General features: G+C 62.9%; 18 protein-coding genes. 9 read left to right on the forward strand and 9 right to left on the reverse strand.

The window, feature by feature from the left end; genetic code table 11:
* Nucleotides 1-3: 3 nt before the first annotated feature.
* On the forward strand, nt 4-1,341 hold the full coding sequence (locus HDC32_RS20285; RefSeq protein WP_167655894.1) for a dihydroorotase: 1,338 nt from the start codon (nt 4-6) through the stop codon (nt 1,339-1,341).
* Nucleotides 1,342-1,362: 21 nt separating this feature from the next.
* On the opposite strand, the gene HDC32_RS20290 is transcribed toward HDC32_RS20285, so the two are convergent.
* Entirely contained in the window at nt 1,363-1,884 is a 522-nt protein-coding gene (locus HDC32_RS20290; protein WP_092355965.1) for a DUF3617 domain-containing protein, read from the reverse strand.
* A 130-nt stretch (nt 1,885-2,014) separates the two neighbouring features.
* On the opposite strand from HDC32_RS20290, the gene cls reads away from it, so the two are divergent.
* A complete protein-coding gene (gene cls, locus HDC32_RS20295; RefSeq protein WP_184745248.1) occupies nt 2,015-3,454 on the forward strand; it encodes a cardiolipin synthase in 1,440 nt (479 codons plus the stop codon).
* 77 nt (nt 3,455-3,531) lie between these two features.
* Here cls and cfaB read toward each other — a convergent pair whose 3' ends face one another.
* The 8 genes from cfaB to hflK (HDC32_RS20335) all read right to left on the reverse strand — a co-directional run bounded on the left by cfaB (nt 3,532) and on the right by hflK (HDC32_RS20335) (nt 12,682).
* The gene (gene cfaB / locus HDC32_RS20300) at nt 3,532-4,716 is read right to left on the reverse strand and encodes a C17 cyclopropane fatty acid synthase CfaB (protein WP_145337376.1); all 1,185 of its coding nucleotides are present in this window, start codon (nt 4,714-4,716) and stop codon (nt 3,532-3,534) included.
* Between the two features lie 88 nt (nt 4,717-4,804).
* A complete protein-coding gene (locus HDC32_RS20305) occupies nt 4,805-5,593 on the reverse strand; it encodes a DNA-binding domain-containing protein (RefSeq protein WP_131697723.1) in 789 nt (262 codons plus the stop codon).
* Nucleotides 5,584-6,429 (reverse strand): DUF692 domain-containing protein, encoded by an 846-nt coding sequence (locus HDC32_RS20310; protein WP_184745251.1) that lies wholly within the window; start codon nt 6,427-6,429, stop codon nt 5,584-5,586. The genes HDC32_RS20305 and HDC32_RS20310 overlap by 10 nt, the downstream gene beginning before the upstream one ends.
* Before the next feature lie 66 nt (nt 6,430-6,495).
* Nucleotides 6,496-6,747 (reverse strand): hypothetical protein, encoded by a 252-nt coding sequence (locus HDC32_RS20315; RefSeq protein ID WP_065937926.1) that lies wholly within the window; start codon nt 6,745-6,747, stop codon nt 6,496-6,498.
* Nucleotides 6,748-6,864: 117 nt separating this feature from the next.
* A complete protein-coding gene (locus tag HDC32_RS20320; RefSeq protein WP_184745253.1) occupies nt 6,865-8,751 on the reverse strand; it encodes a cation-translocating P-type ATPase in 1,887 nt (628 codons plus the stop codon).
* The gene (gene hflK, locus HDC32_RS20325) at nt 8,748-9,782 is read right to left on the reverse strand and encodes a protease modulator HflK (RefSeq protein WP_092355974.1); all 1,035 of its coding nucleotides are present in this window, start codon (nt 9,780-9,782) and stop codon (nt 8,748-8,750) included. Before hflK (HDC32_RS20325) ends, HDC32_RS20320 begins: the two co-directional genes overlap by 4 nt.
* On the reverse strand, nt 9,779-10,768 hold the full coding sequence (gene hflC, locus HDC32_RS20330) for a protease modulator HflC (protein ID WP_184745330.1): 990 nt from the start codon (nt 10,766-10,768) through the stop codon (nt 9,779-9,781). Before hflC ends, hflK (HDC32_RS20325) begins: the two co-directional genes overlap by 4 nt.
* 9 nt (nt 10,769-10,777) lie before the next feature.
* Nucleotides 10,778-12,682, reverse strand: a complete 1,905-nt coding sequence (gene hflK, locus HDC32_RS20335; RefSeq protein ID WP_184745255.1) for a protease modulator HflK — start codon at nt 12,680-12,682, stop codon at nt 10,778-10,780.
* A 318-nt stretch (nt 12,683-13,000) separates the two neighbouring features.
* On the opposite strand from hflK (HDC32_RS20335), the gene HDC32_RS20340 reads away from it, so the two are divergent.
* The 7 genes from HDC32_RS20340 to HDC32_RS20370 all read left to right on the forward strand — a co-directional run bounded on the left by HDC32_RS20340 (nt 13,001) and on the right by HDC32_RS20370 (nt 19,325).
* Nucleotides 13,001-13,624: a CDP-alcohol phosphatidyltransferase family protein gene (locus tag HDC32_RS20340; protein WP_053127483.1), complete on the forward strand. Its 624-nt coding sequence runs from the start codon at nt 13,001-13,003 to the stop codon at nt 13,622-13,624.
* A 10-nt stretch (nt 13,625-13,634) separates the two neighbouring features.
* Nucleotides 13,635-15,389 (forward strand): bifunctional alpha/beta hydrolase/class I SAM-dependent methyltransferase, encoded by a 1,755-nt coding sequence (locus HDC32_RS20345; protein ID WP_184745257.1) that lies wholly within the window; start codon nt 13,635-13,637, stop codon nt 15,387-15,389.
* 2 nt (nt 15,390-15,391) lie between these two features.
* Nucleotides 15,392-16,690, forward strand: coding sequence for a phosphatase PAP2/dual specificity phosphatase family protein (locus HDC32_RS20350; RefSeq protein WP_184745259.1), 1,299 nt, complete (start codon nt 15,392-15,394; stop codon nt 16,688-16,690).
* Nucleotides 16,680-17,123 carry a hypothetical protein gene (locus HDC32_RS20355; RefSeq protein ID WP_145337370.1) on the forward strand — a complete coding sequence of 148 codons (444 nt, stop codon included), beginning with the start codon at nt 16,680-16,682 and terminating at the stop codon, nt 17,121-17,123. The genes HDC32_RS20350 and HDC32_RS20355 overlap by 11 nt, the downstream gene beginning before the upstream one ends.
* A 9-nt stretch (nt 17,124-17,132) precedes the next feature.
* Complete coding sequence (locus HDC32_RS20360; RefSeq protein ID WP_131697732.1) at nt 17,133-17,753, forward strand: lysophospholipid acyltransferase family protein; 621 nt, start codon at nt 17,133-17,135, stop codon at nt 17,751-17,753.
* 1 nt (nt 17,754) lies between these two features.
* Nucleotides 17,755-18,687, forward strand: a complete 933-nt coding sequence (locus HDC32_RS20365; protein WP_032885177.1) for a phosphatidate cytidylyltransferase — start codon at nt 17,755-17,757, stop codon at nt 18,685-18,687.
* A 437-nt stretch (nt 18,688-19,124) separates the two neighbouring features.
* Nucleotides 19,125-19,325, forward strand: coding sequence for a DUF3077 domain-containing protein (locus HDC32_RS20370; RefSeq protein ID WP_145337369.1), 201 nt, complete (start codon nt 19,125-19,127; stop codon nt 19,323-19,325).
* Nucleotides 19,326-19,344: the final 19 nt, after the last annotated feature.

Raw genomic sequence — 19,344 nt, forward strand, 5'->3', positions numbered from 1 at the left:
GCCATGAGCCGCCTGCTGATCCGCAATGCCCGCCTGGTGAATGAAGGCCAGGAGTTCGATGCCGACGTGCTGGTCGTCAATGGCCGTATCGAGAAGATCGCCAGCAGTATCGAGGGAAACGCCGCGCCGGTGGCCATCGACGCCCAAGGCCAGTGGCTGCTGCCGGGCATGATTGACGATCAGGTGCATTTTCGCGATCCGGGCGCGCCGGACAAGGGCAGCTTCTACAGCGAGTCCCGCGCGGCCGTGGCCGGCGGCATTACCAGCGTGATGGACATGCCCAACACCCAGCCCGCCACGCTGAACCTGGAAGCCCTGGCCGATAAAAAGCGCCGCGCGGCCCTGCACTCGGTGGCCAACTATGGCTTTCACTTCGGCGTCAGCAACGACAACCTCGACACCGTCGCCGCCCTCGACCCACGCGAAGTGGCCGGGGTCAAAGTGTTCATGGGCGCCTCTACCGGCAATATGCTGGTGGACGATCCACGGATCCTGGAACGGCTGTTTGCCGAGGTGCCGACCATCCTCCTCGCCCACTGCGAACACACGCCGAGCATCCAAGCCAACGAGCAGCGCATGCGTGAGCGCTTTGGTGACAAGATCCCCGCCGTCGCCCACCCGCTGATCCGCGATGCCGAAGCCTGCTATCGCTCATCCTCCTTCGCCGTGGAATTGGCCAAGCGTCACGGTACACGCCTGCACGTGCTGCACCTGACCAGTGCCCGCGAGCTGGAATTGTTCGAAGACAAACCGCTGGCGCAAAAACGCATTACCGCTGAAGTCTGCGTGCATCACCTGCTGTTCGATGACCACGACTATCACCGCCTCGGCCACCAGATCAAATGCAACCCGGCGATCAAGACCCGCGCCGACCGCGACGCCCTGCGCCTGGCCTTGCTGAGTGATCGTCTGGATGTGATTGGCACGGACCATGCGCCGCATACCTGGGCGCAAAAACAGTTGGGGTATCGTGAAGCGCCCTCGGGTTTGCCCCTGGTGCAACACGCGCTGCCTGCGCTGTTGGAGTTGGTGGCCGATGGGCTGCTGCCCCTGGCCACCCTGGTGGCCAAGACCAGCCACCGTGTCGCCGACCTGTTTGCCATCCCCGACCGGGGTTATCTACGCGAAGGGTATTGGGCCGACCTGGTGCTGATCAAACCGGAGCCCGAGGGAAAGCCGGTCAGGGATGAGCCGATTCTTGCCCGCTGTGGTTGGACGCCGTTCGCCGAACGTCGCTTTCGCCACAGTGTGAGCACCACCTTGGTCTGCGGCCACCTGGCCTGGCACAACGGCCAGGTAGTCGACAGCTGCCAGGGTTTACCCCTGCATTTCCTAAGGTAGGAGCGCGCTTGCTCGCTCCTATTAAGCGCGAGGCTTGACCGTACCGCAATCGGTGCCCAGCCATTGGGCGTGGGTATCCAGGCTGCCCTTCTGCTGAACGCCGGTGGCATTGAAGGTGCCGTTGACGGTGGTGGTGAATTCTTTCTGGCTCTGGAAGGTAGCGACGCCGGTGCCCTGGGCTTTCGGGCAACTGAAACGGAATTTCCACTGGTTACCGGTCTTGTCGGTCACTTCCTGTTTGCAGCCCGATTGCGGGTCGGTCAGGGGGATTGAATCAGAGGCGACCTGTGCCGGGGTGAGGCACACCTGCACGCCTTTGCCGGCCATGGTGATGCCTTGCTTTTCCAGCATGGCGCGCTGTTCGGGGGTCATCTGTTGCTTGAGCTGACCGAGGATCAGCGACAGGTCCGGCAGGTCCTGGTTATCGACTTTCATGTTGCTGGTGGTCAATTCCCACAAGCCCGGCGCCAGCATCTGCGCCTGCGCTGCCACCGGCAACGACAAACCAACAACCATGGCCAAACCAAGCAGACGAGCATTCATCGGGTAACTCCTGGGCAATTGTGGGCGTTAGACGCCACAAAAGTGCCAGTGTTGCACGGCAAATAAAATAGCGACATTCGCAGCCGTTCATGGTCTGTTAGGCATTGGATTGCCTGGAGTACCGTCGTCCATGGATTTCTTTGGCCCGCACCTGCTCGCCTACTTCATCGCCACGCTGCATTTTCTCGGGACTCTCGCCGCGATCCACGCGGTGCTGACCGTCAGGACCGCCCAAGGCTCGATCGCCTGGGCCCTGTCGCTGATGTTCATGCCCTACCTCACGCTGATCCCCTACCTGATTTTTGGCCGCAGCACCTTCGACGCGTACATCCAGGCCCGCCGCCAGGCCAATCAGGAAATGCACACCGCCATCGCCGAGCTGAACTGGCGCCCATGGGTCGAAGAAGCCCTCGCCGCGCGTAATTCCAGCGCCTACGCCTCACTGCGTGCCATGCCCAAACTGGGCCGCATGCCGTGCCTGGCGAACAACGAAGTGCGCTTGCTGATCAATGGCGACGCCACCTTCGGTGCGATCTTCGAGGCCATCCGCAACGCACAAACCGCCGTACTGTTTCAGTTCTTCATCATCCATGACGATGAACTCGGCCGTCAGTTACAGGCTTTGTTGAAGGAAAAGGCCGCCCAAGGCGTGGGCATCTACGTACTGTACGACCGTATCGGCAGCCATGCCCTGCCCCAGCGCTACGTGCAATCGCTGCGCGACGCCGGGGTGCAGGTCAAGGCATTCGCCACCCGCAGCGGTTGGCTCAATCGTTTCCAGGTCAACTTCCGCAACCATCGCAAGATCGTGGTGGTGGACGGTGTCACCGGGTTTGTCGGTGGGCACAATGTGGGCGATGAATACCTGGGCAAAAAACCGCCGCTGGCGCCGTGGCGCGATACCCATGTGCAAGTTACCGGCCCGGTAGTGGCGTGCCTGCAGGAGTCGTTTGCCGAGGACTGGTTCTGGGCCGCGCGCGAGCTGCCGCCGCTGATCCTGCCGGACGCCTACCCCGAAGACGGCGTGCTATGCCAATTGCTCGCCAGCGGCCCGGCCGACCCGTATGAAACCTGTTCGCTGTTTTTCGTCGAGGCTATCCACGCGGCAACCGAGCGCGTGTGGATCACCAGCCCGTATTTCATCCCCGACGAAGCGGTCTTCGCCGCCCTGCGCCTGGCGGTCCTGCGCGGGGTGGATGTACGCCTGCTGCTGCCATCGCGGCCCGACCACCGCATCGTGTACGCCGCGTCCAGCCTGTATGCGATCGAAGCGGTGCGCGCCGGTGTCCGGGTGTTCCGCTACACGCCGGGTTTTCTGCATCAGAAGGTGGTGTTGGTGGACAGCGAGATCAGCGCCATCGGCAGTGCAAACATGGATAACCGTTCGTTCCGGCTGAATTTCGAAGTGATGTTGCTGACGGTCGACGAAGCCTTCGCCAAGCAGGTGGAACTGATGCTGCTGGACGACTTCGCGCAGGCCCATGAAGTGAGCCAGGAAGAAAGCCGCGAGACCCGCCGCCTGCAACAACTGGGCATGCGGGTGGCGCGCTTGATCTCACCGATTCTCTAACAGCCAATGCGGTAAAAAATGTGGGAGGGAGCAAGCCCCCTCCCACATTTGGATCTCCACCTTTCTGGAACATCAGCTCAGCGATAGATGTCTTCCCGCGTCCACGGCAGTTCATGGCTGCCATCCGCGTGAGGCTTCACCGCGAGGATCTGGTGCAGGTTGATCCAGCCCCGCGCAAACGCATAAGCACACCCGGCCAGGTACAGCCGCCAGATGCGCAACGCTTGCTCCGGCACCAGCTTCGCCGCCGCTTCCAGGTTGTCTTCCAGGCGCTCGCTCCAATGGTCCAGGGTGCGCGCGTAATGCAGGCGCAGGCTTTCGACGTCGACCACTTCCAGCCCGACTTCACTGATCTCAGCGGTCATCATCGCCAAATGGGGCAGTTCGCCGTTGGGGAACACATAACGCTCGATAAACTCCCCAGCGCCACGGCCCACGGGCCGGCCGTCGGTGTGCTTGGCGGTAATGCCATGGTTCATCACCAGGCCGCCTTCGCGCACGGCACCAAACAGGGTCTTGCAGTATTGCGCCAGGTTGGCGTGGCCGACGTGTTCGAACATGCCCACGCTCACCACTTTGTCGAAACGACCATCCTGGGGCAGATCGCGGTAGTCGAGCAGTTGCAGGTCGATCCGGTCTTCCAGGCCCTCGGCTTTCACCCGCTCCTTGGCCAACGCCAACTGCTCTTTACTCAGGGTGATGCCAAACACCTTGACCCCGAACTCCCGCGCCGCAAACCGCGCCAGCCCGCCCCAGCCACAGCCTACGTCGAGCAGGTATTCGCCTGGCTGCAAACGCAGTTTGCGGCACAGGTGGCGGAATTTGTCTTGCTGGGCCTGGTCGATGGATTCGCTGCCGGTTTCGAAATAACCGCAGGAGTACGCCATGTCCTGGTCCAGCCATAGCTGGTAGAACCCGTTGGACAGGTCGTAATGGTAGGAAATGGCCGCGGCGTCGGTGGCCTTGTCGTGGATCGAGCGCACCGGACGACTCCCCTCGTCGTCGTCAATCAGGGCATGACTCAGTTCGTCACACACCCGGATCACTTCAGTGATGGAGCCTTCCAGCTCCAGTTTGCCCTCGACGAAGGCTTCGCCCAACGAGTCGAGCGTGGGGTGGGACAGTTTGGGCACGACCGTGGGGTCCTTCACCACGATGGTCACACTGGGCTCGGGGCCCAAGTTGAATTCATGGCCATCCCAGAGTCGAAGACGCAGCGGCAGCTGTAGATTCTGTAAGGCCGGTGGAAGTTGCGCGAGCATGAGTAGTCCCCCCCTTGTTTCAGACGTCTGGAATGAGGGTAGACCATCCCGAGAAAAAGTAGGAGGCTATCGATTTGATAGCGTTCTTCTATGGGGCTCGGCGCTGGAGCAAACCGTCCTGGATCCACTGTTTCAGCCATGTCACCGCTTGCAGTGGTGCACCCTCTCCATAAGTGACTGCCAACTCTGCACACAGTTCTGAAAAATCCCAGCCGGTGGTCACCATCCCCGCCAAGGCGCAGGCCTCGAAGGGTTCCAGGCTGCGGTAACGGCATACATTCTGGTGGCGCCACACCACGCAGATGTGTGCCGGATCAAGCACCTCGCTGCCTGGGAAACTGGATTTATCCTTGCTGGATCGCCAGATCGCCAGCGTGTTGAAGCGGCAGAGTAACTGCTGCACTGAAGGCGCCAGGTTGACCTGTAGACCCGGCCACTCTTCGGCAGGCAACAACGCCATGTCGTCCAGCATCAGCAACCGCCCTTCGGGCGCGTCAAACGCCAGGGTGAACGCCCACTCCAACCGCGCCAGCTCGGCCAGCGGCGCGCTTTGTTCGGCCACCAGATGCTCAAGGATAAACGCCGCAAACCGCTCCCCCAGCCAGCGCAAACTGTAATGCGCAGAGGGATGGCGGCGAACATAGGCTTCGCTCAGCAACGCAAACTCATCATCCCCCAGCCAATACCGGATGGCACCGAAGTCATGTCGCAGCACGTCCTGCAACCGCGAGAGGTAGGCATTGTGATAAATCGCCAGGCCCGTTTCCACATCCAGTGTCGGCCCACCAAGCAACGTGGCGGCGAAATCACTGCTGGCAACCGGCGTCTCGGATAACAGGTGCCGTTCAAAAGCCAACTGCCAATCGGTCAGGCGCATAACGCTCTCCTGGCCAGGGCGGTGGCCCCCAGTTCGCGGGCCTTGCTCAACTCGGTGAGCAGTTCTTCGAGCGGCGCGAAATGGTCATCGCGCTCCAACAATGTCGAGACCGGCCCCACGTGCTCCAGGGTCTGTTGATACAGCGCCCACACCGGATCGCACACCGGATGGTCGTGGGTATCGACCACGTAGTCGCCGTAATCCATATGCCCCGCCAAATGCAACTGGCGGATGCTGTCGGGCGGCAGGTTGCGGATGAAGGTCCAGGCATCGAAGCCATGGTTGCGCGCACTGACATACACGTTGTTTACGTCGAGCAGCAACTGGCAGCCCGACAAGTGGGCCAGGGCATTGAGGAATTCCCATTCGGTGAATTCATCCGCCTTGGCACGCACATAGCTGGAGACGTTTTCCAGCACCAGCGGGCGCTGCAACACATCCTGCACTTGGCGAACGCGAGCGGCCACGTGGTAGAGGCTTTCTTCGGTGTAAGGCAGGGGCAGCAGGTCGTGCAACTGGTGCGCGCTGCCACGGCTCCAGCATAGGTGATCGGAAATCCACGCCGGCTGGATGCGCTCGGCCAGGGATTTGATTTGCTTCAGGTAATCGATATCGAGGGCATGAGGCCCACCAATGGACAGGGACACACCGTGCATCACCAGAGGATAGCGCTCGGCTATTGCGTCCAGGTAGTACAAGGCCTTGCCGCCCTGAACCAGATAATTCTCGGAGATCACTTCGAACCAATCCACCGGCGGCGATTGTTCAAGGATCTGTTGATAGTACTCACTGCGTAAACCCAGGCCGTAACCAAGGCTCGGAAGGGAAACAGGCATAGGACACTCCAGGGAAAAGTGTCCGCAGCGGTGGGTGCAGCCGCTGCGGTTGCACTCGGTGGCCGGTTATTCGCCGACGGTGCCGCCTTTCTGGTCGCACATGGCCTTGCTCATGGACAGGAAGCCCTGGCCCTTACAAGCTCCCTGGCCTTTGCAGGCGTGGTCTTTGGTCTTGCAATCGTTCTGGCCTTTGCAGGCGTTGACGCCATAGCAGTGAACGGTGGCGTCTGCGGCTTGTACCTGGGTAGCAACACCAGCAAACATGGTGGCGGCAGCCATCGCCAGCGCAGCACCAGCAGCAGCGGATTTAATCTTCATTCTTGTATTCCTCATGATCGGTAGTGGCGTCGGCCTGAACGGATTGCCCAGTCTCGACACTGCACTAGAGTGAGGCCCCACATCGGCGTTACAGCCGTGTGCAAATATTCCCGAAAATTAATCCTCAAGCTTCGACAGCGGTTCCTGAAACCGCAGCAAACGCCCGGCATTGCCCAGTACCAGCAAGGTGCTGAGGTTATGCAACACCGCCGCAATCATTGCCCCCGCAGCACCCAACCAGCCAAAGGCGGCAAACACCACGATGGCCAAGGTCCAGCACAGGCCGATGACCACGTTAACCTGCAACGTACGCCGGCACTGGCGACTCAAGCGCACACAGGTGCCCAGGCGCCGCAGGTCGCTGCCGATCAACACCACATCCGCCGAGGCCAGCGCAATGTCCGCCCCGCCCGCGCCCATCGCCACCCCAACCACGCCAGCCTTGAGCGCCAGGGAATCGTTGATCCCATCACCGACCACCATGGGCCGGAAGCCGCTGCCGATTTCCCCCAGCACGCGGTTGAGCTTGTCCTCGGGCAATGCCTGGGCTTCGACATCGCTGATGCCCACGTCCAGCGCCAGGCTGTCGGCCACGCTTTGACGGTCGCCAGTGAGCAGCAGTTGGCGGCCCAGGCCCAAATCCCGCAACTCTTGCAGGGCTTGGCGCGCCTCCGGCTTGACGCTGTCGGCCAGCAGCAGCCAGGCCAGAAACTGCCCGTTCAGGGCCAGCCCGGCAATCGGGCCGTCATGGTCAGGCACGGCGGTGGTGACAATACCCAATTGCTCGAACAACTCGGGACGGCCCAACGCCGCTTCGCCCTGCTCGGTCTGTGCCACAACGCCCAAGCCCTGGCGCTCGCGAATATCCGTGAGCGCCAGCATTTGCGCCTGAGTCGCCAACCCCGCCAACGCACGGCTGACCGGGTGGCTGCTGGCCGAACCGAGGCTGGCCGCAAGGTTGAGCAGCGCCTGGCGATCGGTCAATGCGCTCTCGATGGACTGCAAACGCAGGGTGCCAAAGGTCAGGGTGCCGGTCTTATCCACCACCAGCGAGGTCAGGTCCGCCAACTCTTCGAGGAACGCCGAGCTGCGAATCAGGATCCCATGCCGGGCCGCTACGGCGATGCCGGCAATCGCCGTCGCCGGTGCCGACAGCACCAGGGCGCACGGGCATGCCGCTACCAGCACCGCGAGCATCGCCTGGGCGTCATTGGTCACAAACCAGGTCACTGCCGCCAGCAGCAACACCAGCACCATATAGCTGCCCGCGTAACGCTCCAGCAGCCGCGTGATCGGCGGCTTGGAACGTTCGGCGTTCTGCATCAGCGCGATGACTTTGCCCAGGGTCGACTCATTGCCGGTGCGCGTCACTTGCAGACGGAGCAGGCCATCGAGGTTGATCGCCCCGCCAAACACCTGCACCCCCACACTGGCTTCCAACGGCACCGACTCGCCGGTGATCGGCGCCGTGTCCAGGCTCGCCTGGCCCGACAGCACCACGCCATCGGCGGGCACGCGATCACCGGCCCGCACTTCGACGATATCGCCGGTGCTCAGCGTGCCGTTATCCACTTCGATGATGCTGCCGTCGGCCTGCACCCGCCGCGCATGGCTGCGGGTCAGTTTACCCAGGGCATGAATCGCCTCCTGGGAGCCGATCACGCTGCGCTCTTCCAATACGTGGCCAAAGATCATGATGATCGGCAGCAGCGCGGCGGTCAGCAGATCGCCGGTGGCCCAGGCGCCGAGCATCGCCAGGGCGATCAGTTGGTCGGTAATGCCATGCAGGCTGGGAAAACGCAGGCTGTACCAGGCCGAGCGCATCACCGGCACCGCCACCAGTAACGAGGCGACACCGAGCAGCAACTGGCTGACGCCCGTCTGGTCCGGCGCCAGCCAGCGCCATACCAGGCCCAGCATCAGCAAGCCCAGGGCGAGCATGGCCAGGGTCAATTGCCGGGCAGCGCTGCGCTGTTCGGCGGAGGTCAGCATGGGTGCGCTCATTGTTCGGCTCCCTGGATGATCAAGCGGGAGTCGTCTTTAGGATCGACCGTGGTCACCGAGCCCGCCTGGCCGAGAATCTTCGGCATACGCTCGCGGTACAGGCGCAACAGCAAGCCCGGGTCTTTGACCTGGGCCAGGCTGGCGACCGTAGCGGTTTGCGCCTGGGCATTGGCCAGGCGTTCACTGGCCTGGGCGTGGGCGACCTGCACCAGGCGGTCGGCCTGCTGGTTGGCGGTCTGGGTGAGTTTTTCCGCTTCGGTCCGGGCGTTTGCCACGGCTTTGTCGGCTTGTTGACTGGCGGTGAGTACGGCGTTGAACGCGTTCACCGCCGGGCCCGGCAGGCTCGATTGCACATCCACCCGCGTCACCTCGATGCCCAACCCCAGGCCGGTGGCGGCCAACTCGGCCAGGCGCTTGTTGATGCCTTGCACCAAGTCACCCCGCAGCCGCTCGCGACGCTCGGCGGCGCCATTGTCGGTGCCGATCAATTCGGGGCGCGCCACCAGGATCGTGTCCAGATCGCGCGCCGCCGTCAGGGCCACGGCGCTGCGGGTCACCAGGCGATCCAGGGCAGGCAGCACATGCGCGCCCTGCAACACAAAGGCGTAGGGCTCGGTGACCTTGTAGAACACCCGCACATCCAGCTGCACCACTCCGGCATCGCCGGTCAGCAAATAGCCGGAGCCGGCCAGGGCGTCGCTCAAGGGCGTGGCGAAACTGGCCACACGGTCCGCCTGCACCGCCGCATCGGAGCGCAACAGGTTCTCCACCCGACGCTCGATCACCCGGTCGGCCGCCGGCAATAACACCACCTGCTCGAACGGCTGCGGCCAGGCCAGCAGCAGCCCGGCATTCTGGATGCGGTCGAGGGCGCCGAAGTGCAGCACCACGGCGCGGTTCTGCGGGTCGATCTGCCGCACATTGGAAAACGCCCACGCCAACGCCGCCAGCACGGTCACCGCGTACAACGCCAGGAACGTCAGGCGCCCGGCCTGGATCCAGGGGCTGTCCGGGCTGTCACGCTCGGTCATGGCTGAACGTCCTTGGGCCCGTCCACCAACGCGCGAAAGGGCGCGGCGTCGGTGCGCAGGATGATCTTGGTGCCGGGGGACACGACCGTGCCCAAGGTGTCCAGGGAGCGCAGCAGGTTATACAGCTGCGGATTGCCGGCATAGGCACGCCCATAAATCTGCGCGGCCTCGACCCGTGACTGGGCTTCGATGTCGGCGGCTTTCACCGTGGCGTCGGCCTGCACGATGCGCGCGTCACGCTCAGCCGCGGAGCGAATCTGCGCGGCCTCGCGCTTGCCCACGGCCGTGCGTTCGGTGGCGATGGTTTCACGCTCGGCACGCATGCGGTCGACGGTGGCGGTCAGCGTGACCGACGGCAACGTCAGGCGCTCGATCCCCACCTGCACCACACGCACGCCATAGGTGGTGAGCAATTGTTGATCAATCTGCTGGCGCAACTGCGCCTCGAAATCGGCGATGCGCACTTGGCTGGCGTCGGTGTTGATCAAGCTCGACAGGTCAAAGCTGGCCGCCGTGGTTTCCAACGCCGAGCCGACGAAGGTGCGAATCTGCCGCGCCGCCTCATCCGGTTGGTTCTGCACGGCACGCATAAAGCGCTGCACATTGTCGGCATCGCCCTGCACCTGCCACGCCACATAGGCCTGCACGATAATCCGCAGGCCGTCGCGCGTGCCCACATCCTGCAAGCCGCTGGAGGTGGTGCGCAGGCGCAAGTCCACCGGGATCGCCGCTTCGAACGGCGCCGGCCAGCGCCAGCCCAGGCCCGGTTCCAGCAACACCCGCGACGGGTTGCCAAAGCGGGTAATCACCGTGGCCTCGCCGGAGCGCACCTGCACCAGGCTCGCCGCCGCCACCGCAAACAGCACCAGCAACACCGCCCAGGCCGTGCGACGCCAAGGGAAAGGGCCCGCCGCCTGTTCATCACCGTGATGATGGTGATGGTGGCCGTGGTGGTGACCATGATCGTGAGAATGAGCGCTCAACAGACAGACTCCTTATTGAACGGCTTTACGCGGCAGCGAAGGGTCGGCCGGTAAAGTAAAAGAACGCAGATCAATCGTCGGTGCACCTTCGGCGCCCAGGCGGTGATCCAAAATAAGCAGCTTGGCGTGGGCCAGGCCCAGGCTGAGTTGGCCCAGGTACTGTTCCAGCACAAAGGCCCGACCGGCCGTGGCGTAGGCCTTTTGTTCGGCGGTAAAGCGCAGGTCGGCCGCTTGGGCGCCGGCATTCACTTCGCGGGCAGTGGCCAAGGCCTGGTCGCGGGCGGTGCTGGCTTGCAGCAAGGCCTGGTTGGTGTGTTCGCTGGCAGCGCCGCGCTCGCGGGAAATCAGGGCCTGGGCGCCGATCTGCGCGGCTTGCACGCCGTGGTAGGCGTTGGCGGCGCCGGCCGGTGGGTGGATGGCTTCCACGACGGTGGCGAGGATTTCCACACCGCTGTCGAGTGTCTGCAAGTCCGCCTGCACGGCGCGGCCGATTTCGTCGGCCAGGCGGGTGCGTTGTTCGCCGAGCAATTCGTCGAGGGTGCGCGAAGCAAAATCGTGCACCAGGATGCGGCTGGCGGTGCTGCGAATCAGGGTCGGCACATCCGCACTGTTATAGGTGGCGGCGAGTGCGGCCTGATCGGTGAGGCCGATGCGGTAAACGAAGCGCACATCCATGTTGACGATCTGGAAGCTCTGTTTATCGCCGCTGCTGCTGGCGATCACCTGGGATTTGTCATTCACATGGCTGGCGTCCCACAACCGATTGGCAATCAGCGGTGCCGGGCCTTCGGCAGGCGCCAGCTCAGGAATAGAGGCTTCGCTGACGCTGGTGGCCAACTCATGCACCACGCCGTTCTCCACATTGATCACGCGGCCCAAGGGCCACGGCAACCCGGCATGCAGGCCAGGACCGAACACCTCGACGGGTTTGCCAAAGCGTTCATAAATCCCACGGCCTTGCAGAGGCACTTCATGCACGCCGGTCAGCGCCCAGCCGACCGCCAGCACCACCAGCAACACCGGCAAAAACGCGCGGCGCATGTAGGTAAACGCCCAGATCTGGCGCAGGTCGATGCCGAAGCGGTTATGTAATTCGTGCTGCAACGCCAGCAGCGGTTGTGGCGGCCAGCGCAGCAACCCGGCGATGAAGCTTTGCGCCATCAGGCGTGGTTCAAGGCGCGGCTGGCGCGGGCTGAACAGCGACAGCACACCTCTTAATAGAAACTCCAGCGCCACCAGCGCCGGCAACAGCCCGACCAGCACCGCCAGGCGCAACGGCCAGACCGACTCATCCCCCGCAAACAGCAGGCAAATGGCGCTGACCACCAGACAGATAATCGCGACCCGACTCAACTGCGCCAGTTGCGCGGCTTCCGGCCACTGGGCCGTGGTTTCCTGAGCCAGGCGCCGTTCGAACACCAGCAAGCCGAACGCCAGCGCCAGCGCCAATGCCGCCCCCACGCTGGCCGCTTGGCCGACAGGCGCCGAGGGCAGGGCCAGGTTCCAGAATTCGATGATGCTGACCAGCGCCAGCAGCGACCAGCCGCCCAGCCACAAGACCGGGGCGCCAATCTGCCGGCCAAAGCGCCCCACAAGGCGTGCGTAACGACCCGTTTCTTCAACGGGTAATTCGGCCGCCGGCTCCTCCAGCGCCTGGGCGCGCCAATCGGCTACCCACCACGCCGACTGCAGCCCTGCCACCAGCACCAACAGGGCCGATGCACAGTTGATCAACACCACCGGCCAGATCGACACAGGTGCAAACAGCGCGACAAACAACGCCAGCACCCAACCGACAACGGCCAGCACCGTCAGGCTGATACCGGCTTGCCGCAATCGGCGGGCATGGAACAGCCCCTGCTGAAAACGCGGCAGGCCTTCAACCGAAGCGCCGTCCGCCTCTAGATCCACTTGCATCCACTCACGCCCGCTCGTACACAATTCGTTACGATATAACACGCGGCGTGAAATTTTTGTTCGTTAAACAGCGTTTTGAACATGGCAAAAATCTCTTGTGGGAGGGGGCTTGCTCCCGATGGCGCTGGATCAGCCGGCACATGCATCAACAGGTAGACCGCCATCGGGGGCAAGCCCCCTCCCACATTTGTCCTTCAGTGCTTTCAAGATCGTGACTAAACCCCCATAAACACGAGCCATCACTGGTACAGGCCATGAATAATCGGCACACTCCAGACAGTTTTTCGCGGGCTCTCGGACAAGGAAGCGTCACCCCTCATGATTTCGATCTATCAGCTCAAACCGCGTTTTCAGAACCTGCTGCGTCCACTCGTGCAGCGCCTCTATGACAACGGCACCACCGCCAACCAGATCACCGTGCTGGCCGGGGTCATTTCCCTGTTGGTCGGCCTGTTGATCGCCAGCTTCGCCCAACACCTGTGGCTGTTTGCGCTGATCCCGCTGTGGATGATCCTGCGCATGGCCCTCAACGCCATCGACGGCATGCTCGCCCGGGAATTCGGCCAGCAGTCGCGTTTGGGCGCCTACCTCAATGAACTGTGCGACGTGATTGCCGACAGCGCGCTGATCCTGCCCTTCGCGCTGATCCCCGGCGTGAGCCTGGTGCCGGTGTTGCTGGTGGCGCTGCTGGCGGTGTTCAGTGAATACGCTGGCGTGCTGGGGCCGATGGTCGGTGCGTCACGGCGCTATGACGGGCCGATGGGCAAGAGTGACCGTGCGTTCGTCCTCGGCGTGCTGGCCACCGGTGTGGCGCTCGGCTGGCTCGGCGCCGGCTGGGTCGACACGGTGATGTGGCTGGTTGCCGCCCTGCTCGCCTACACCCTGGTCAACCGGGTGCGCCAGGGCCTGAAAGAAGAACAACACATCTCCCCTTCTGCATAAGGATTTTGCAATGCGCGAACAGCAAGAGCACACCTTCAGTACCCATGACGGCGTCGAGCTTTTCTACCGTCATTGGCCGGCCAGCGCGCCGGCGGACGGCGAGCCGCGCAAGGCGATCCTGCTGTTTCACCGTGGCCATGAACACTCGGGGCGTATCGCGCACCTGGTGGATGAACTGGACCTACCGCAGTTCGATTTCTTCGCCTGGGACGCCCGTGGCCACGGCCAATCGCCTGGCGAACGCGGCGACAGCCCGAGCTTCGCCACCAGCGCCCGTGACGTGCAGACCTTCCGCGACCATATCGGTGCCACCTATGGCATCGAGGAAGAAGAGTGTGCCGTGATCGCCCAAAGTGTCGGCGCGGTGATCGCAGCCACCTGGGTGCATGACTACGCGCCGAAAATCCGCGCCCTGGTGCTCGCGTCCCCGGCATTCAAGGTCAAGCTGTACGTGCCCTTCGCCCGGCCGGGCCTGGCGCTCATGCGCAGGTTTCGCGGCAACTTCTTCGTCAACAGTTACGTCAAGGCCAAGTTCCTCAGCCATGACCCGGAGCGCGTGGCGTCCTACGACAGCGACCCGCTGATCACCAAGGCCATCTCGGTGAACGTGCTGTTGGGCTTGTACGAAGCCGCCGACCGGGTTGTCGCCGATGCCCAGGCGATTCAGGTGCCGACCCAACTGCTGGTCTCGGGCTCCGACTTTGTGGTGCACCGCAAACCCCAGCAGCAATTCTTCGACCGCCTTGGCAGCCTGAAAAAAGAACTGCATATCCTCCCCGGTTTTTTCCACGACACCCTCGGCGAGCGTGACCGTGCGGTGGCCGTGAGCAGCGCCAGGCGTTTTATCCTGCAGAACTTCGCCCACCCGCTGGATCGCGCATCCCTGCTGGACGCCGACAAACTGGGCGCCACCTGCGCCGAATCCGAATCCCTCGCAGCCCCCTTGCCACGCAACTCCCTGCGCGACCTGTACTGGCGCCTGACCCGCGCCAGCATGGGCCTGGGCAAGAACCTGTCGGACGGCGTAAAGCTGGGCTTCGACACCGGTTTCGACTCCGGCAGCACCCTGGACTACGTGTACCGCAACACGCCCACCGGCAAAGGCGGGTTGGGCCGCATGATCGACACCAACTACCTCAACTCCATCGGCTGGCGTGGCATTCGCCAGCGCAAGCTGAACGTCGAGGAACTGCTGCGCCTGGCCATGGCCAAGCTGCGCGCAGAAGACCGCGAAGTGCGCATCGTCGACATCGCTGCCGGTCATGGGCGCTACATTCTTGAAGCCTTGCAGGGCGTGTCGCCGCTGCCGGAATCGATCCTGCTGCGCGACTACAGCGACATCAACGTGCGCGACGGTGGCGCGCTGATTCGTGAGAAAGGCCTGGGGAACATCGCGCAGTTCGTCAAAGGCGATGCGTTTGACCGCTTGGATTTGGCGGCACTGCAACCCAAGCCAACGCTGGCGGTGGTGTCCGGGCTGTATGAATTGTTTGCCGATAACGCCATGGTCGGTGGTTCGTTGGCCGGCCTGTCTGAAGCCGTGGAGCCCGGCGGTTACCTGGTCTACACCGGCCAACCGTGGCACCCGCAGTTGGAACTGATCGCCCGCGCACTGACCAGCCATCGCCAGGGCCAGGCCTGGGTGATGCGCCGTCGCAGCCAGGCGGAAATGGATCAACTGGTAGAAGCGGCAGGCTTTCGCAAGATCACCCAGCGTGTGGATGAGTGGGGCATCTTTACCGTGTCCCTGGCCCAGAAGATCTGACCATGCGCGAACCCGGTTTATTGAAACCAGCGGTCCTGTGGCTGCTGCTGTTGGCGCCGCTGTTTTTCAGCACTTACGGCTTCGCCACCTGGGTCACCAGCCAGCGCAGCGACGTCGGCACCCTGGTGTTCGACTGGGAAACCCATATGCCGTTCTGGGCCTGGACCATCGTGCCCTATTGGTCCATCGACCTGCTTTACGGTTTCTCCCTGCTGCTGCCCACCAGCCGCCATGAGCTGAAGCAACACGCGCTGTGCTTGCTGAGCGCGCAGGTCATCGCCGTGAGTTGCTTCCTGATCTGGCCGCTGCGCTTCACCTTCGAGAGGCCGGAACTGGATGGCGTGTTCGGCTGGCTGTTTGCCGTGCTGGCGGGGTTCGACAAACCGTTCAACCAGGCGCCCTCGCTGCATATCGCGCTGCTGGTGATCCTGTGGGTCATGTATCAGCGCCACACCCAAGGGTTATGGCGCTGGCTGGTGCATGGCTGGTTCGCCTTGATCGGTATTTCGGTGCTGACCACTTATCAACATCACTTTATCGACTTACCCACAGGCGCCCTCGCCGGCTGGATCTGCGTGTGGCTGTGGCCGGTGGAACATCCAAGCCCCCTGCTGAATGCACGGCTTACCCGAGATTCGAAGCGCTGGCGCTTGGGCCTGCGCTACGGCCTGGGGGCGTTGGCACTGGCAGTTCTCGCGTTTTCCCTGGGCGGCGCCTGGTTATGGCTGCTCTGGCCGGCGGTGTCCCTGGGTTTGATCAAGGTGAATTACCTGGTGCTCGGCGCGTCGGGCTTTCAGAAACGCACCGATGGCCGGCTCACGCATGCGGCTCGTTGGCTGTATGCACCTTACCTGGCCGGGGCGTGGATAAATTCGCGCCTGTGGACACGCAAACACCCACAGCCGGACCTGATTGTGGATAACGTGTGGCTTGGGCGGATTCCCAGTGCGAAAGAGCAGGATTCATTCAACGCCATCGTCGACCTCTGTGCCGAGTTGCCGATTAATCCACAGGGCCGCGCGTATCAAAGCATCCCCGTGCTGGACCTGATCGCCCCGACACCCACCGAATGCCAGCAAGCCGCCGAGGCCATCGAGCGCCTGCGTTCAAGCGGCCCGGTGCTGGTGTGCTGCGCCCTTGGCTACTCACGCAGCGCCACCGCGGTCGCCGCCTGGCTGCTGCACAGTGGGCGCGCCGCCACGGTGGACCAGGCGCTGGCTATTATTCGTACAGCGCGGGCCCATGTGGTCCTGCATCCTGCTCATCGTCAAGCGTTGGAGGGTTTGCCCCATGCCCGCTGATATGGAACTCCAGGTGGTCGCCAGCCTGCTGCGCCGTGGCCGTTCACTGGATCAGTTATCCACAGGCCTGACCGTGGCCGGTGTGTTATTTGGCCTCGCCCAGTTGCTGATGGCGAGTATTTCAACCATCTGCCTGCTGCTCAGCCTGTGGATGATTATCCTGGGGCTGCTGCAAAAGTACTGGGCGCTGCGCGTGGCCTTCGACGCCGACCTGTTCGCCCTGCTGGCCCGCGATACCGAGCGCACCCCGGACCTCGACCAAGCCCTGCAAGCCCTCGGCCTGCAATCGCCCAAGCGTGCCGGCCGGCCCTGGACCGAGCGCCGTCGCGGTGCCCTCAAACTGTTGCGCAAACAAGCCTGGCTGCTGGGCGCGCAAGCGCTGCTGACCCTCGCCGTGATCCTCGCCAGCCCCTGGCTGCCTTTCGCCGGATAAGGAATCCCCATGTTCGAACCCGTCGTCGCCACGCTCATTACCTCCATGGCCCGCACCGTCACCGGCGCCCGCAGCCTGTGGCTGGGTTGCGCGCCAGTGCCGGTGCAACGTATCTATTTCGCCAACCACAGCAGCCACGGCGACTTCGTGCTGCTGTGGGCCTCGCTGCCGCAGAACCTGCGCAAATTCACGCGCCCGGTGGCCGGCAGCGATTACTGGAATAAAAGCGCCCTGCGCCGCTACATCATCAACCGCGTGTTCAATGGTGTGCTGATCGACCGCGAGCGCAAAGACCCTGTGGATAACCCCTTGCAGCCCATGCTCGCCGCGCTGGAAGGCGGCGACTCGCTGATCATCTTTCCCGAGGGTACGCGCAACCTGGAGGACGGCTTGCTGCCGTTCAAAAGCGGCATCTACCATCTGGCCAACAGTTACCCACAGGCCGAATTGATTCCGGTGTGGATCGCTAACCTCAACCGGGTCATGCCCAAGGGCCGCGTCCTACCGCTGCCTTTGCTGTGCACCACCAGCTTCGGCGCTCCATTGCAATTGGAAGAAGGCGAAGACAAAGCCGCGTTCCTTGCCCGAACCCGCGATGCCCTGCTCGCCCTCGCCCCGGAGCACTCCTGAGATGGATAGCCAAACCCTGATGTTATTTGGCGGCATCGGCGCGATCCTGGTGCTCGCCTCGCTGATCGGCCTGATCCTCAAACTGCGTACCCGTGGCACGCCCAATGCGGTGATCGACAACCTCAACGCCCGCATCAACGCCTGGTGGGTGATGGTGGTGGTCATCGGCATCGCTTTCTGGCTCGGTACCGGTGCGGTGATCCTGCTGTTCTACGCGGTGTCGTTCTACGCCCTGCGCGAATTCCTCACCCTCACGCCCACCCGGCGCAGCGACTACCCGGCCCTGGTGGCCGCGTTCTACCTGGCATTGCCGCTGCAATACCTGCTGATCTACTCGGACTGGTACGGGCTGTTCTCGATCTTTATCCCGGTGTATGTGTTCCTGCTGCTGCCGATCCTCGCCTCCCTGGGCGGCGACACCACGCACTTCCTGGAACGCGCCTCCAAGGTGCAATGGGGCCTGATGATCGCGGTGTTCTGCGTGTCGTTCGTGCCCGCCCTGCTGACCCTCGACATCCCCGGCTACGAAGGCCGCAACCTGCTGCTGATCGCCTACCTGGTGATCGTGGTGCAACTCTCGGACGTGCTGCAGTACGTGTGCGGCAAGCTGTTCGGCAAACACAAGATCGCGCCCAACCTGTCGCCATCAAAGACTGTGGAAGGCTTTGTCGGCGGGATTCTGTTGTCATCCTTGATCGGCGCGGCGCTATGGTGGACCACGCCGTTCAACCCGTGGCAATCGTTCCTGATCGCCTTGCTGATCAACCTGCTCGGCTTCGCCGGCGGCATCGTCATGTCGGCAATCAAGCGCGACCGGGGGGTGAAGGACTGGGGGCATATGATCGAAGGGCACGGCGGGATGCTGGATCGGCTGGATTCGGTGTGTTTTGCGGCGCCGATTTTCTTCCACCTCGTGCGCTACTGGTGGACCTGACCCACACCCCTCTCAAGCCCAATGAAGATCAAACTGTGGGAGGGGGCTTGCCCCTCCCACATTGGTTTTCTGGTGTTATCGAGGTTTAAGCAAAGTCTGAAACCGCTGCTCCTACCTCTCGCTTCTCTTTATTTCGCAGGACATTTCCGAGAGAATCCCAGCCGCTTGTGCCCTGCCTTTTCGGTGGCTAGTCTGCGTTCGTCACTGCCAATTCAGTGACCGGGTTTAGTCGCTCGGGAAAGATTTACATTGGGCGCACAAGCGCCATCTCAAGCATGGCGTTTTTTTCTGCCAACGCTTTATGGTGGCTGTGCGCAGGGCACCTTCGGGTGCGCCGGGTTCCCAATGTTCCGGTCGACTAACCTGCGTACAGCTGCCACCCCATCGTTTAGTCGCGACTCGTGGCAGCTCCAATTACCTACATTGGAGTTACCGCAATGAGCAAAGTAAAACCCGGTCCGCCCCATCCCTTTTTCATCCCCCACCCCGAAATCAGCTTCGAAGACGCACTGGTCTACGCCTCAGACCTGCTCCACTGTGCCGAACAGTTGCGCGACTCGCCCAAAGCCGCAGGACACCTCATGGAAATGGCCAGAGTGATGGTCGACCGCTCATTGGAATGCGTGGGGCCCCGCTGACGCGGTAAACATCCCCGCC

This window comes from Pseudomonas sp. JAI120 (assembly GCF_014207255.1).
Classification (GTDB): Bacteria; Pseudomonadota; Gammaproteobacteria; order Pseudomonadales; family Pseudomonadaceae; genus Aquipseudomonas.